Annotated in this window: 13 protein-coding genes; 4 read left to right on the top strand and 9 right to left on the bottom strand. The window is 34.4% G+C overall.

Annotated elements, in window-relative coordinates; translation table 11 throughout:
* Positions 1 to 112 precede the first annotated feature (112 nt).
* Positions 113 to 601 carry a DUF6265 family protein gene (locus C8P67_RS02575; protein ID WP_115810049.1) on the bottom strand — a complete coding sequence of 163 codons (489 nt, stop codon included), beginning with the start codon at positions 599 to 601 and terminating at the stop codon, positions 113 to 115.
* A gap of 168 nt (positions 602 to 769) precedes the next feature.
* Complete coding sequence (locus C8P67_RS02570) at positions 770 to 3073, bottom strand: type IA DNA topoisomerase (protein ID WP_115810047.1); 2304 nt, start codon at positions 3071 to 3073, stop codon at positions 770 to 772.
* A gap of 203 nt (positions 3074 to 3276) precedes the next feature.
* Between C8P67_RS02570 and C8P67_RS02565 the strand changes: the two genes are divergently transcribed.
* The gene (locus tag C8P67_RS02565) at positions 3277 to 4989 is read left to right on the top strand and encodes a tetratricopeptide repeat protein (RefSeq protein ID WP_115810045.1); all 1713 of its coding nucleotides are present in this window, start codon (positions 3277 to 3279) and stop codon (positions 4987 to 4989) included.
* Between the two features lie 144 nt (positions 4990 to 5133).
* Here C8P67_RS02565 and C8P67_RS02560 read toward each other — a convergent pair whose 3' ends face one another.
* The 4 genes from C8P67_RS02560 to C8P67_RS02545 form a co-directional block, all read right to left on the bottom strand.
* A complete protein-coding gene (locus C8P67_RS02560; RefSeq protein ID WP_115810043.1) occupies positions 5134 to 6180 on the bottom strand; it encodes a PAS domain S-box protein in 1047 nt (348 codons plus the stop codon).
* A 383-nt stretch (positions 6181 to 6563) separates the two neighbouring features.
* A complete protein-coding gene (locus C8P67_RS02555; RefSeq protein WP_115810041.1) occupies positions 6564 to 6758 on the bottom strand; it encodes a hypothetical protein in 195 nt (64 codons plus the stop codon).
* Positions 6759 to 6900: 142 nt separating this feature from the next.
* Complete coding sequence (locus C8P67_RS02550) at positions 6901 to 7092, bottom strand: hypothetical protein (RefSeq protein WP_115810039.1); 192 nt, start codon at positions 7090 to 7092, stop codon at positions 6901 to 6903.
* A 4-nt stretch (positions 7093 to 7096) separates the two neighbouring features.
* Positions 7097 to 7813, bottom strand: a complete 717-nt coding sequence (locus tag C8P67_RS02545) for a DUF3667 domain-containing protein (protein WP_115810037.1) — start codon at positions 7811 to 7813, stop codon at positions 7097 to 7099.
* A 188-nt stretch (positions 7814 to 8001) separates the two neighbouring features.
* Between C8P67_RS02545 and C8P67_RS02540 the strand changes: the two genes are divergently transcribed.
* On the top strand, positions 8002 to 8763 hold the full coding sequence (locus C8P67_RS02540) for a response regulator transcription factor (protein WP_115810036.1): 762 nt from the start codon (positions 8002 to 8004) through the stop codon (positions 8761 to 8763).
* A 28-nt stretch (positions 8764 to 8791) separates the two neighbouring features.
* Here C8P67_RS02540 and C8P67_RS02535 read toward each other — a convergent pair whose 3' ends face one another.
* Together C8P67_RS02535 and C8P67_RS02530 are read right to left on the bottom strand one after the other, a co-directional pair.
* Entirely contained in the window at positions 8792 to 9259 is a 468-nt protein-coding gene (locus C8P67_RS02535) for a hypothetical protein (RefSeq protein WP_115810034.1), read from the bottom strand.
* A gap of 9 nt (positions 9260 to 9268) precedes the next feature.
* Positions 9269 to 9691: an META domain-containing protein gene (locus C8P67_RS02530; protein WP_115810032.1), complete on the bottom strand. Its 423-nt coding sequence runs from the start codon at positions 9689 to 9691 to the stop codon at positions 9269 to 9271.
* Between the two features lie 505 nt (positions 9692 to 10196).
* Between C8P67_RS02530 and prfA the strand changes: the two genes are divergently transcribed.
* Together prfA and C8P67_RS02520 are read left to right on the top strand one after the other, a co-directional pair.
* Complete coding sequence (prfA, locus tag C8P67_RS02525; RefSeq protein ID WP_115810030.1) at positions 10197 to 11273, top strand: peptide chain release factor 1; 1077 nt, start codon at positions 10197 to 10199, stop codon at positions 11271 to 11273.
* Between the two features lie 123 nt (positions 11274 to 11396).
* Complete coding sequence (locus tag C8P67_RS02520; protein ID WP_115810028.1) at positions 11397 to 13607, top strand: DUF5723 family protein; 2211 nt, start codon at positions 11397 to 11399, stop codon at positions 13605 to 13607.
* Between the two features lie 112 nt (positions 13608 to 13719).
* On the opposite strand, the gene C8P67_RS02515 is transcribed toward C8P67_RS02520, so the two are convergent.
* Positions 13720 to 14382 (bottom strand): hypothetical protein, encoded by a 663-nt coding sequence (locus C8P67_RS02515; RefSeq protein WP_115810026.1) that lies wholly within the window; start codon positions 14380 to 14382, stop codon positions 13720 to 13722.
* Positions 14383 to 14443 lie beyond the last annotated feature (61 nt).

Genomic DNA, 14443 nt, shown 5'->3' with positions numbered 1-14443 from the left:
ATGATAATTCAAATTTCATTCTCGAATGAAAAAATGAGGGACTTTCAGTCCCTCGTAAAACAAACCTCTGCACTTTCAGTGCAGAGTGGTTTAGTTTGTAAATTAAAGATTGTTATTTTTGAGGTTCCGCCTTTTTCATTCCGAATTTTTCTGCGCTTGCTTTTCCTTGCTGGACTCCCGAGATAGATGCTACAAGGCTGTCTTTGTTTATTTGTGTATAAATGATTTTTTGCGGATAATCGTGTTTTGGATTTTCAAAAACCAGCTGTTTTTCGGTTTTATTTGTGAGTGTAAAAGTTACTGCTTTGTTTTCGTTTTGTCCTTTTACAATGGCATTATAGAAAAGTTCTTCTCCTTTTTGCTGTAATGTTATGGACTCAAAGTGTAAAGTATCCTTCCCTTTAATGAAAAATGATTCACCTTGAAAAGTGCTGTCATTGACCTGTTTCCAATTCTCCGAAAGATCCCCGTCGTCTATTTTCGATTCCCATTTTCCCAATAACCAATTGGCAGTTTTTATTTGATCTTTTTCAGTGGCTTCAGGGTTTTTACAGGAAATAATGGCTAACAGAAGCAGTATGAGAGTTGTTTTTTGAAACATGATAGGAGTTTTTGTTTTTAGATTACTGCTAAATTAAGAAAAAATTGTTTGCTAACTATAATCAAAGATAACCGCAAGGTTCGCTAAGAATTATGCAAAGTTCGCAAAGCGTTGCGTTCCTTGCTTTTCCTTTGTGGACTTTGCGGTAAATTTTAAGTAAGTTCAATATTATAAGTTATCAGTCAAAATTGCATAAACCAATTCCTTTGTAGGTTTTTGGTCTCCAAGTTTTGCCCTGATTTCATCGAAAGTTACTTTAAAATCACAGCCGGATTTGTATTCACCACAGCCATAAGCAGTTTTGCCTTTCAGAATTGTTCCTTTTTTACATTTCGGGCATATCAATGAATCCGAAGCTGTAGCAGTAGTGGCTTTGGTTTCAGTTTTCTTTGGTTCTAATTTCAGTTTGTAATTTTCTTCAAAGCGGATTAAGCCTTCGACTGTTTCAGAATCCATTTTAAAACCTTTTATATTTACAGTCGATCCTTTTTGAACCAATCGCAGGTATTGGCTTTCAGTAATCTTTTTGCCTGCAAAAACAAACGGCAGTACAAAATCACAGCCTGATTTGTATTCACTGCATCCGTAGGCCGATTTCCCTTTCAGGATATTTCCTTTTTGACATTTTGGGCAGGCTTCCGCCAAAATTCCGTCCACTTTCTTTTTCTCGGCTTTTATAATTGGTATCTGAATCGTTGCTGCGTGCGAAATATTGGCGTGACGGGTTTCGCTCCGCACTTCAAAAACCAAAGCTTCAACCATGCTTTTCATGTTTTTGATAAATGCACCAGCGGTAAATTCTCCTTTTTCGATATCTTTCAGCTGTTTTTCCCAAGAACCTGTAAGTTCTGCCGATTTGACCAATTCATTCTGAATGGTATCAATTAATTGAATTCCAGTTGGTGTTGGCAGAACCTGTTTTTTATTTCGAACAATATATTGCCGTTTGAAAAGCGTTTCGATAATATTCGCCCGCGTTGATGGACGACCAATACCGTTTTCTTTCATCAGTTCGCGCAGATCTTCATCATCAACCTGTTTACCGGCGGTTTCCATTGCGCGTAGCAAAGTCGCTTCGGTAAACTGATTGGGCGGTTTGGTTTCTTTCTGTAAAAAGGAAGGCTGGTGCGGACCTTTTTCGCCTACAACAAAACTCGGCAATATATCGGCTTCTTTTTCTTTAGCGTTTGGGTCTTCAAAGACAATTCTAAATCCTTTTTTTAAGATTTCTTTTCCAGTGGCTTTAAAAGTAACATCAGCCACTTTTCCAATGACTGTCGTATTGGCTACCAAACAATCATCGTAAAACACCGCAATAAATCGCTTTACAATAATATCATACACCTGCTGTTGATTGTACGGCAGATTATTCTGCACTCCCGTTGGAATAATTGCGTGGTGATCGGTTACTTTTTTGTCGTTGAAAACCTTCGGTGATTTTTTGATTTTTTTTTCTAAAACCGGCTGGGTTAATTCGCTGTAATTTGTCAGATTTTTTAAAATTCCAGGCACTTTCGGATAAATGTCATTTGGCAGAAAAGTGGTGTCAACTCTTGGATAGGTGATTACTTTTTGCTCGTATAAAGTCTGTGCAATTTTAAGTGTTTCTTCTGCTGAAAAACCAAATTTCTGATTGCAGTACACCTGTAAACCCGTTAAGTCAAAAAGCTTCGGGGCATATTCATTACCGTTCTTTTTTTCGACCGAAACAATTTCGAAATCACTTTCCTTGACTTTTTCGGCTAAGATTTCACCATCTTCCTTTTTTAGAAAACGGCCTTCCTCGTAACTGAAAAGTGTTTCTCTGTATAATGTCTGAAGTTCCCAGTAGGGCTGAGGTTTAAAGTTTTCAATTTCCTTAAAACGATCAACAACCATTGCTAGAGTAGGGGTTTGTACCCGACCGATGGACAAAACTTGTTTGTAACCACCGTGTTTTACGGTGTACAAGCGGGTTGCATTCATACCTAATAACCAGTCGCCAATGGCTCTGGAAAATCCGGCGTAGTATAAATTATCGTAGTTGGCAGATGGTTTCAGGTTTTCAAAACCTTCTTTGATAGCTTCGGTGGTTAAGGACGAAATCCATAAACGCTGTATCTCGCCTTTGTAATTTGCCTCGTTCATCACCCAGCGCTGAATGAGTTCTCCTTCCTGACCGGCATCCCCGCAGTTGATGACCACATCGGCTTTGTCGAAAAGACTTTTTATAATTTTGAACTGCTTTTGGATTCCCGAATTCTGTACCACTTTGGTTTCGAATTTTTCTGGAAGCATCGGCAGATTGTTTAAATCCCAGCTTTTCCAATGCGGTTTATAATCGTTGGGTTCCTTCAAGGTGCATAAATGCCCAAAAGTGTAGGTCACGGCATAACCGTTGCCTTCATAATAGCCATCGTGCTTGGTATTTGCACCCAAAACGGATGCGATTTCACGTGCTACACTTGGTTTCTCGGCAATACAGACCTTCATTTTTCTCTTTATAATTTGAAAGCGAAATTAGGAATTTAGAAATTGGTATTGAAATAAATCATTTGGAGTTATGTATTGCTGAAAATTTCTAACTAAGAAATTAACAATTAAAAGGACTTTATTTTAAATGAAATAAAAACATAATAGATTTATTTTTAATGTGTTATGATATTGATTAAATTTGATAGCCTAAATATAAAGTTATGCAGAAGATCTTTAAATTAACCGGACTTATTTGTGTTTTATTGTTTTCCTGTAAAAAAGCGCCAGAATTGGAAAAGAAAATACTAGCAGGTAAAAATAATTACAGCTGTGCACCAGAAACTACAGATGCTAAATGGTTTGAATCAGACAACAAAGCACCTTTTTTTGAAGGCATGGACGTTATTGAATATGTAATAACTACAAAAAATGCAGAAGCTCAAAAATATTTTAATCAAGGATTGGTTTTTGCTTTTGGTTTTAATCATGCCGAAGCAGCTCGTTCATTCTATTATGGCACAAAATTAGATCCTACATCTGCTATGTGTTTTTGGGGTTATGCATATGTTTTAGGACCAAATTATAATGCAGGAATGGATAAAGATAATTATCAAAGAGCTTACAGTGCCATTCAGCAGGCAATTAAATTAACTGCAAATTCTACAGAAAAAGAAAAAGCATTGATTTATGCACTATCAAAAAGGTATGTAGCGAAACCAGCTGAAGACAGATATTTATTGGATGTCGCATATTCTAAAGCTATGAAGGATGTCGCTGAAAAATTTCCTGAGGACAATACTATTGCTGTTTTATATGCTGAATCTATAATGAATTTACATCCCTGGGATTTGTATGATAAAAGCGGAATCCCAAAAAAGTGGACGCCTGAAATTGAATCTATCTTGGAAAAAGTGTTAAGAAGAGAGCCGAAACATATTGGAGCCAATCATTTTTATATTCATGCGGTAGAGGCTTCGGGTACTCCACAGAGAGGAAATGCCGCGGCTGATCTTTTTGATAAAGGACTTGTTTCAAATTCGGGTCATTTGGTTCATATGCCTTCCCATATCTATATTAGAACCGGCGAATACCATAAAGGTACTTTGGCTAATATTAATGCGGTTAAAAAAGACAGTATTTATGTAACGCAGTGTCACGCTCAAGGTGCATATCCGCTTGGATATTATCCGCATAACTATCATTTTATGGCTGCTTGTGCCACTTTGGAAGGGAATTATAAATGGACGATGCTGGCTGCTAATGAAACTTCAAAACTTGTGCATCCCAAAACAATGATAACACCTGGCTGGGAAGGTCTTCAGCACTATTATACTATACCTTATTTTGTTGCTGTTAAATTTGGTAAATGGGATGCTGTTTTAAAAATGAAATTGATTTCTGATACCCTAAAATATCCTGCAGCAATAGCTCATTATGGTAAAGGAATGGCTTATTTGCATAAAAAAGACAGCGAGAAAGCAAAGGCAGAATTGGCAGCACTTGAAATAACAGCTAATGATCCCTACATGAAAAAAATAACTATTTGGGAAATCAATTCTTTGGATAACATATTGCACATTGCCAGTAAAATATTAGATGGTGAAATTTTAGCCTCAGAAGGGAAATATGACCAAAGCATTATACTGCTAAAAGAAGCGGCAGCCATTGAAGATAACCTGAATTATAACGAACCGCCAGACTGGTTTTTCTCTGTAAGACATCATTTGGGTATTGTTCAGATTAAAGCAGGCAAATACAATGATGCAATAAAAACCTATCAAGATGACTTGAAAAAATTTCCGAATAACGGCTGGGCACAACACGGACTAAAATTAGCATATGAAAAACTAAACAATCAGGCAAAGGTGAAAGAAATGGATGTTTTAATTGCAAAAAGCTGGGCTTATGCAGATATAAAAATCACCAATCTTTGAGTATCTGACAATTTATTTGAGATAAATCCTAAAAATTGAATTTTATTATGTTTTCAAGATTTTTGGCAGCTCTATATTCAAGAAACTCTCAATCACTTTTTTAGAATGTAAGTAAAAAAAATGCTGGACAATGACTTATTTTGGTTATCCAACATCGGACCACCGAAATAAATCTGCACTGTCCGGCAGTGCATAAGAAACACTTTTTTCTACCACTTCGGCTATTTTTTCATCTAGCTGCTTACAGGAAGTGAAAAGATGTTCCAATAGCTCAGTACTTTCAGCCGAATTGAGATCCATTTCTTTTACGAGATTTAAAATGCCCATCATATTTGCAAGCGGTGCTCTTATTATATGTGAGTAGTTGAATGTAATTTCTTGTAATGTAGAGTTTTGGGTTTCAATTGCCTGGATGTAATTGAGACTTTCAGTTATATCATTTGCCATAACGAGACCATATTTAACCTTGTCAACATGAATAAAATTGCTTACCAGTTCGACATAAATTATAGAGCCGTCTTTTTTTTGATGCCTATAAATTCGATCCGAAAATAGTTTTTTGTGTTTCTTTACAAAATCAACGGCTTTTTCTAGTTTTATAACATCTTCAGGAGGCCGTATATCTTTAAGTGTCATTCTCATATATTCTGCTCTGCTGTAACCATATTTACTAATTGCGGCTTCATTGACTTGAAAAAATTGTAATAACTCTAAGTCATAAATCCACATAGGAAGAGGGTTCATGCGAAAAAGGTCCCGGTAGCTCTTTTGTAAAGTTTTATATTTAATGTGCTGCCTGTTTAGCTCCATTACATATAAGATGCTTTTAAATAATAACAGAGAATTTAATTCGTCTTTTGGCAAATAATCAATTATCTGATTTTTAGTATGTATGGCATTTTTACTTTGAAAATAGGAAAGAGATGTATCATCAGATATCAGGATGACAGGAATTACTTTTTTAGTGTTAGAAACCGTAATCAATGATTCAAGATTACTGTTTAAGCTTTTGGCAATCAATATTAATATATCAAATTTAAGAGTGATTATTTGAGTCTCAGCTTTTTCGGAATTGACCATGCTGATAGCAGGAGAAAGAATTCTTTGATGAATCAGCTCGCTGATTTGTTTCATTTCCTGAACGGTATCGCCAACTATAAGAATTTGATTTGGGAGTGATTCTTTTGACATTTCATTGTGTTTTTATAATTCCAAAAATAAATAAAAGGTAAGAACTGTGATAAAATGCTAAATGAAATAGAGCCGTTTATTTAAACAATAAACCAATTATTTGTTGCAGAATTTAGAATTTCGTCATTTCTATAAATTTCAATAATTTATTGAATTACTTTTTTATAGAATTTTATTTTTTAATTATATAATTTCACTGTCGTTATTTTGCATTTTTGATAAAATGAATTTGAACAAAGCAGTTTTTATGATATGAGAATCAAGGTTCTAAATTCTAAATAGAATAGAAACTCAGAAAAATTTATAGAGTATTAATTACTAACAGAAAATTTTGGGATTATATGTAAATAAAAACGCCTCCGATTGGAGACGTTTTAAATTTTTTATTTCTTTTTTACATTTTCGAGTTTATCATCAAAATCTGGTTTTTCGCCTTTGAATTTGTGGGTATCCTCATCGTAGTTTTCATCATTTGTCAACACCTCGTCATGCTCTTTGTATTGGTGTTTTCGCATATCACTTCTTTTATCGGCACCTTTGTGCTGATTGTTAACTGCTGTTTGATTACTTGCGCCCATAACTTTATATTTTAAATTTATTTAAAGATAGTTATGCAGCTCATTAAGCATGTTATAGAATTAATTTTGAAATTTGCAAAATTTTAGTATCTCGGAAAAATGTTAAACGCATGAGTAATTTTTACCGCAGAGTCGCAGATTTTTATTTCTCAATTTGATTTTTGCGGTTTTTTATAAGAGCATAAATTGAGAAGGCAAAAATTATAAAATATAATGCATCTAACAGCGGTTTTTCAAAACTCATATTTTTAAAATCAAAATGCTTGAATAACACAATTCCTAAAATGATTGCAACTATGGCAAACGTGAATGCTGGTATTTTTTTATTTTCCATGTTTTTAATGTTTTATCAGTAAGTCAATTGTTATTCCTATTGCTAATATAAAAAATAAAAATGTTATCATTCCTAATAAATAACTGATTAATGCCTTGAAATAGTTGGCAATCTTTTTTTCTTCAAAGAAACTGCCTGTTGCCCATACTAAATAAATGATGCCAATAATTCCTGCCAAGCCGAATAATTTAATATGAAAAACGCCTTGTATAATGGCAAAAAAAGCAAAAATAAGCATTGAAACTCCCATTGTAAAACATAACATAATAAGAAGTTCAAAGAAGTTATAACTGTATTTTTTAAAGAATACTTTTAGCCATATCGCTATGAATGTGCTTGTCAAAATATTCATATATCCATAATTTGCCTGCATCCAGCCTAAAATTTTGACAAATGCAGTTGTTTCTAGTCCTTCATATTTAAGATATTGATCTTCAATGTGAAAAAAATGGTTTATAATGGTGTAAATTAATGATGTAAGAATGATAAAAATTACTGGCTTCACAAGCCGGCTTCTGTTTTCGGAAATATAATTCCTAATGTTTTGTCCAGGATTTATAAAAAGCTCTCTGACAGTGAATAAAATACCTCGGTCAAAATGTAAAACGTGTTCTATTTCGTGGGATATATAATGTGCGTCAATCCTTTTTAGTTTTGAAGGCTGCCCGCAGTTTGGGCAAAAGTTATGAGTTACTTCGCTGTTGCAGTTTTTACAGATCATTTTTTTAATAATTTTTTAATTCATTCTTATAGTTAAAAACGATTCGTTTTTTATTATTCGGTATTTATTTCAAAGAGTATCTGATGCGATTTTGATTTCGAAATAAAAAATAAGTGTGCTGTACAAAAAAAGCGAATCGTTTTTATTTTTACTTTACACTTTTGTGTAGTTTTTACTACTTTTATAAAATGGAAAACGAAAAACATTCATTACTTAACAGAAACAAAATAAAAGCAGTAGCTGAAGAGGATAAGCTTCAGTTAAGTAATTATCTGGAGGTGGTAAAATCTTTTGCAAAAATAGCCTATCAGAGTGTTTATGTGATTGATTACGAAAAAATGAAGTTCGAATATGTTTCAGATAATCCTTTGTTTTTATGCGGTTATTCATCTGAAGAAGTGCTCGAAATGGGGTATGAATTCTATTTTAAAAATGTTTCCAAAGAGGATCTGCTGTTACTGAATGTAATTAACAATGCCGGATTTGATTTTTATGATAAGCTGCCGAACAATGAAGAGCGAAAATTATACAGCATTTCGTATGACTTTCATTTAAAAGGGAAATACAATAAGCCTATTCTCAGCAGTCATAAATTGACACCGCTTTTTCTTGACCAAAAAGGAGCTGTTTGGAAATCATTGTGTTTAGTATCGGTTTCACATAATAAAAATGCCGGGAATGTTATCATAAATAAAGAAGGTTCGACATTTTTTTGGGAATTGGATTTAGAAAATGAAGTTTGGGTTATCAAAGAAAAATCGAAACTCAAAGATAAAGAACAGGAGGTACTCCGATTGTATGCTCAAGGTTTGACAATAAATCAGATTGCCGAAAAAATGTTTGTTTCACCCGATACAATAAAATATTACAGAAGAAAAATTTTTCAAATTTTTGATGTTAAAAATTTTGCAGAAGCTCTTTCTTTTGCAATTGATAACAAGATTATCTAAAATTTTGGAATTTAGCTTTTATAATGTTTTATTTGCTGCACTCCGTTTTTGTCAGTGGCATTTTTGATGTAAATTGTATATTGCTAATGTCTTTAAATACTGTACCTTCACTGTTAAGCTCACCATATCCTTCAGTAAGCTTGTCTCCTTCGGCTTTAAAAGCAACTTGTCTGATCGATTCTTTTCCTTCTGACAGAAAAGTATAATCTGCTATCAAGATTCCCTCCTTAAATTTTCCGCTAAATTTTCCTGAATTTTTGTCTTTTTCATACAAAGCGTAACTAATATTTCCTTTGATTTCTTCTCCGTTTTCGGTAATTTCCAAGGACACGTTGTTTTTGCCGTCGTCAAAAACATAGCAGCCTAAATCTAGGGCTGCTATTTTTTCTGCAATAACTTCCTGCGGATCCGTGTTTACTGTTTCAGTTTTTTGTTCTTTATTTTTGCAGTTTAGCATCGTTAATCCTGCGAATGCTGCCACTATTAATTTTTTCATATTTCAGTACTAATTTGATTTTTTAAACCGCATCATTGGCACTTCATCAATATTAAGATTGAGTTTTCCTTCCTTGTCGATGGAGTAATTATTGACTTTTTTCATCATTTGTAAAAAAGCCTGTTCACCGCCGCCTTCACAGAACATCATTGTTGTTGGTCCAGGTTCTCCAAATGAGATTGATTTACCGTCAGCGGTATATTTTGCCATATATCCATTACAGCCATTAGTCCCGCTGACTTCATTTGCTGCTGTATTGAATGTAATTTGTGGTCTTTTGTCTGGATACAAACCCTCAAAAGCAATACGTGTTCCAGAAATATACTCCAATTCCCATTTTGCACCTGAGAGATTATCGGTTGTTTTGGAGCTTGAACATGCACTGATAAATACTGCTAAAAAGAAAATGAGTAATAATGTGTTGTTTTTCATAATTTGAATAACTGAGAGTTAGGATTTATTTGTTATATGTCCTAATAAAATTAAAATACGTTTTATGGTCATCAGTAATAGCCTAAGATAGCCAATTTTAAAACATTAATAAAGGGGTAACGATAAAAATTTATAAAATGACATGTTACAGATGTAAAATATAAAGGACAAAATCGTAGCCCGTTTTAAAATTGATATTATAAATAAATTTAAAAGTATACTACGCCTTACTATTATTAGAGCTTTTTTTTGACGTTATGCCACGCGTTCGAATTCCGTTTACAAAATTTTACAACGAGGTCTATCACGTCTTGGAAGCAGCATCCTTTTTCTTGCTCCTTTAGCAAGAAAAAGATACAGCGGACAGCAGGAATAAGCTCCAAAAAAGTATCCTGATTCCTGTAGAATGTATTGATAATATACAGTTGATAAACTGCAAAATTTTAAACTTGAAACTTTCAAAAAAAATATTGTAATTTTGCAGTCCAATAAAAGGAAATAGAAAATGTTAGATAGACTTCAATATGTAAAGCAGCGTTTTGATGAGATTTCGGATTTGATTATTCAGCCGGATGTTATTGCTGATCAAAAACGCTATGTGCTGCTTAACCAGGAATACAAAAGTATTAAAGCCCTGGTTGAAAAGCGTGAAGAATATATTTTGGTTTTGGCCAATATAGAGGAAGCCAATGAAATTATTGCTGACGGCAGTGATGCTGATATGGTGGAAATGGCCAAAATGCAATTGGACGAAGCTAAGGAAAGACTGCCTCAACTTGAGGAAGAGATTAAGTTCATGCTGATTCCGAAAGATCCTGAAGATGCCAAAAACGTGATGGTAGAGATTCGCGCAGGTACGGGTGGTGATGAAGCCAGTATTTTTGCAGGAGATTTATTCAGAATGTATACTAAATATTGCGAAAGCCAGGGCTGGAGAACTTCGGTTGTGGATATGAACGAAGGAACTTCGGGCGGTTTCAAAGAGGTGATCTTTGAAGTTACTGGAGAGGACGTTTACGGAACTTTGAAGTTTGAAGCAGGCGTACACCGTGTACAGCGTGTACCGCAAACGGAAACTCAGGGGCGCGTGCATACATCTGCAGCGACGGTTATGGTACTTCCGGAAGCTGAGGAATTTGATGTGCAGATTGATATGAATGATGTTCGTGTGGATTTCTTCTGTTCATCTGGGCCTGGAGGACAATCGGTAAATACTACGAAATCGGCGGTACGTTTAACGCATATTCCTACTGGATTGGTGGCGCAGTGTCAGGATCAGAAATCACAGCACAAGAATAAAGATAAAGCTTTGACGGTTTTGCGTTCCCGTTTATACGAACAGGAATTGGCTAAGAAAGAGGCTGAAGATGCTACAAAACGTACTTCTCAGGTGAGTTCTGGTGACCGTTCGGCTAAAATCCGTACTTATAACTATGCACAAGGGCGTGTGACTGATCACCGCGTTGGTTTGACATTGTATGATTTAGGAAATATCATGAATGGTGATATCCAGAAAATTGTTGCGGAACTGCAGTTGGTTAACAATATGGAGAAATTGAAAGAGGCAAGCGAGGTTTTCTAAATAAAACAAAACATTTAAAAAATAATTAGCACTTAACAAAGAATAGATTTGTTAAGTGCTTTTTTTTGTTAATTTTGTCTTAAAAATAAAAACCAATATTTACTAAAATCTAAATCACTGTTTATGAACAAAAGGATACTTCTTTTTATATTTTTAGTTTTAGCTGCAAAAGCAAACGCTCAATCCTACATGGGCTATATTCCAGATAATTACGCTGGAATCCAAGGGGTTCTTTTTAATCCCGCTTCGATTGCTGATTCTCGTTTTAAAACGGATATAAACCTATTTTCTACCAGCAGCTCATTAAACAATGATTATTATGGTGCGAGCTTATTTGATTTGACAAAGAGTTCATATGATTTTGATAAGGATGGAGTTAAAACTCCTACGAAAAATAATGGAGGAATTATCTATTCAGATATTATGGGACCTTCATTTATGTTCAATATAGCTCCAAAACATACTGTTGCTATTTATACAAGAGCGAGAGCTGTGGTAAACTTGGATAATATAAATGGAGAATTAATTACTAGATTTTCAGATGGTTTTAATGGGGCAGAGTCCTTTGCTCCAATTTCTTTAGGAAATCCACAAGCTGTTGGACAAACATGGGGCGAAATAGGTGTTTCATACGCTGCTGTGTTATGGCAGAATAAGCAGCATTTCTTAAAAGGAGGTTTGACTGCCAAATATTTGGTTGGAGGAATTAATTCTTATGTTGATGGAGATAATTTATCAGCCGCGTTTATTCAGACTGGGGATCTCTCAACAAGTCAGTTGGTAACTACAGGGTCAGTAACTATAGGAAGTAATCCAGATTTTATCGTAGGAAATGAGGATGTGAAATTTAATCCTGATTCAAATGGTTTTGGTGCTGATTTGGGTTTAATCTACGAATGGAGACCCGATTATGAGTCTTATGATTTGAGTAAAGCTAAAGCAAGTGATAATAATTTCAGAGATTTAAATAAATACAAATTACGTTTTGGTTTGTCTCTTACAGATATTGGATATATCAATTATAAGAACCTGAGACAAGATGTATATAATATCGCTGGAGCAGTTTCTGCGCAAGATATCGAAGATTCTGATTTTGATAATATAGGAGATTTTTTAGAAGATCATTATGGTGCTCCGGTTACAACATATAAAGATTCAAAATCTAATTTGCCAACAATGCTGCATGTTGATGCTGATTGGAATATGTACAAGAAGTTTTATCTGAACATGACTGGAAATTTAAGTTTAGTAGATAAACAGACTTTGAATCAAACATATACTCAAAACACATGGATGCTAACGCCGCGTTATGAAACGAGATGGTTTACTTTTTCGCTGCCAATAAATTATATGGAATACACTGGTATGCAGGTAGGGTCAGGATTGCGTTTTGGACCATTATTTGTTGGTTCCAGTTCTGTGATTACAAATTTAATTTCAAAAGAGTCAAAAGGAGCCGATGTTTATTTTGGTTTTAAAATTCCTGTATATGAAAAGAAATTTAAAGATACAGACGACGATAATATTTTAGATAAGGATGACAAGTGTCCAACTGCTGCGGGTCCGATTGAAAACAAGGGCTGTCCTTGGCCAGATAAAGATAAAGATGATGTTCTTGATAAAGACGATGCCTGCCCAACCGTTGCAGGCCCAGTTGAAAATAAAGGATGCCCATGGGGTGATGCTGATAAAGATACTGTTTTAGATAATGTGGATGATTGCGCTACAATTGCGGGACCAGTTGAAAATAAAGGCTGTCCTTGGCCAGATACTGATGGAGATTCTGTACTTGATAAAGATGACAAATGTCCTAATGAAAAAGGATTGGCCGCTAATGCTGGCTGTCCTGAATTAGATGCCGACAAAGACGGAGTTTTAGATAAAGAAGATTCTTGTCCTACTGTACCAGGTCCGGCAAGTAATAAAGGATGTCCAGAAGTGACTCAAGAAGCCTTAAAAGAACTTAAGGTTCAGGCGAGAGCAGTGTATTTTGTAACTGGAAAAGCAGTTTTACAAAATGCAGATAAAGGTCAAACTGATGGAAGGCTGGACGCTATTAAAGAAATTATCAAAAATTATCCTAACGCTAAATTCTCTATTGAAGGACATACTGATAATGTAGGTAAGGCTGCATCAAATCAAAAACTTTCGGAGGCAAGAGCTAAAGCAGTTATGGATGCATTGATTGAAAAAGGTGTTAATCCTGCCAACTTATCTTATGTAGGATATGGAGCGACTAAACCAGTTGCTAGTAATAAGACGCCGAAAGGAAGAGCTGAAAATAGAAGAACTGAAGTGATCCATGTAGGAAGTATTTATGAAGGGAAATTATAAATAAATTAATCAATAAAAAAAATGAGGTCTGTGAAGGCCTCATTTTTTTTGCTTTCTTTCAAGAAAAGACAATCATAAATTTACTGTATGCTTTTCTAAAGTCGATGCTGAATTATTTTTTAGCTTCTGCATTTTCTTCTGATTTTGCTCCCATTCTATTAACGGTATACATTGGAGCAAACTTAAGTTTAAGTCCCGCGATTTTATTATTATCATGACTGCTTAGACCTTCTTTCTCAACTGTGTTTTTGCGTGAATCTAATGCTTCATACACAATTTTGATTTCATCCCAGTCTTCACGAGAATACGAATCTTTATTTTTTTGAACTGTAGTTACAAAGTTATCATATACACTTAGTATATTGTCTTTATTGACCCAATTAAACTTCATGTCATCACTTACATAGTCAGGTCCAAATAATGTTTTGTATTTGCTTGTTTTTGAATCGTTCTCTGAAGCTTTTTCTTTTTCAGCTAAAACATCATTTTTAAATTCCTCAAATCTGATTGACGCAGTATTCAAGCTGTCCTGCAGTTTTGTTTTATCAGTTGCGTTAGCCAGTGAAATTTCAGCTTCAGATTTTAATCTGGCATAATCACTTTCAATCGCAGCCCAGTTTTCTACGGCTTTTTGATGTTCAACGCTGTTTATGGAATCTACATAATTGCTGTAAGCATGTAATGATTTTTCTGCTTTTTCCTGTTTTTCGTCTTTACAAGATGAAAAAGCTAATACTGATGCTGCTATAACGAATGTTAATTTTAAGTTTTTCATTTTTATAAATTTTAAGATTAGATTAATTTAATTTATTCTGAGCTCCGTATAATTTTATAAA

Origin of the sequence: Flavobacterium aquicola, from assembly GCF_003385115.1 — a bacterium.
GTDB lineage: Bacteria > Bacteroidota > Bacteroidia > Flavobacteriales > Flavobacteriaceae > Flavobacterium > Flavobacterium aquicola.
This window is presented reverse-complemented; position numbering and strand designations above follow the sequence as displayed.

What these genes read in the sequence shown, in the direction of transcription:
- C8P67_RS02575 (WP_115810049.1), bottom strand. Translation starts at nt 601, where the DNA reads ATGTTTCAAAAAACAACTCTCATACTGCTTCTGTTAGCCATTATTTCC.
- C8P67_RS02570 (WP_115810047.1), bottom strand. Translation starts at nt 3,073, where the DNA reads ATGAAGGTCTGTATTGCCGAGAAACCAAGTGTAGCACGTGAAATCGCA.
- C8P67_RS02565 (WP_115810045.1), top strand. Translation starts at nt 3,277, where the DNA reads ATGCAGAAGATCTTTAAATTAACCGGACTTATTTGTGTTTTATTGTTT.
- C8P67_RS02560 (WP_115810043.1), bottom strand. Translation starts at nt 6,180, where the DNA reads ATGTCAAAAGAATCACTCCCAAATCAAATTCTTATAGTTGGCGATACC.
- C8P67_RS02555 (WP_115810041.1), bottom strand. Translation starts at nt 6,758, where the DNA reads ATGGGCGCAAGTAATCAAACAGCAGTTAACAATCAGCACAAAGGTGCC.
- C8P67_RS02550 (WP_115810039.1), bottom strand. Translation starts at nt 7,092, where the DNA reads ATGGAAAATAAAAAAATACCAGCATTCACGTTTGCCATAGTTGCAATC.
- C8P67_RS02545 (WP_115810037.1), bottom strand. Translation starts at nt 7,813, where the DNA reads ATGATCTGTAAAAACTGCAACAGCGAAGTAACTCATAACTTTTGCCCA.
- C8P67_RS02540 (WP_115810036.1), top strand. Translation starts at nt 8,002, where the DNA reads ATGGAAAACGAAAAACATTCATTACTTAACAGAAACAAAATAAAAGCA.
- C8P67_RS02535 (WP_115810034.1), bottom strand. Translation starts at nt 9,259, where the DNA reads ATGAAAAAATTAATAGTGGCAGCATTCGCAGGATTAACGATGCTAAAC.
- C8P67_RS02530 (WP_115810032.1), bottom strand. Translation starts at nt 9,691, where the DNA reads ATGAAAAACAACACATTATTACTCATTTTCTTTTTAGCAGTATTTATC.
- prfA (WP_115810030.1), top strand. Translation starts at nt 10,197, where the DNA reads ATGTTAGATAGACTTCAATATGTAAAGCAGCGTTTTGATGAGATTTCG.
- C8P67_RS02520 (WP_115810028.1), top strand. Translation starts at nt 11,397, where the DNA reads ATGAACAAAAGGATACTTCTTTTTATATTTTTAGTTTTAGCTGCAAAA.
- C8P67_RS02515 (WP_115810026.1), bottom strand. Translation starts at nt 14,382, where the DNA reads ATGAAAAACTTAAAATTAACATTCGTTATAGCAGCATCAGTATTAGCT.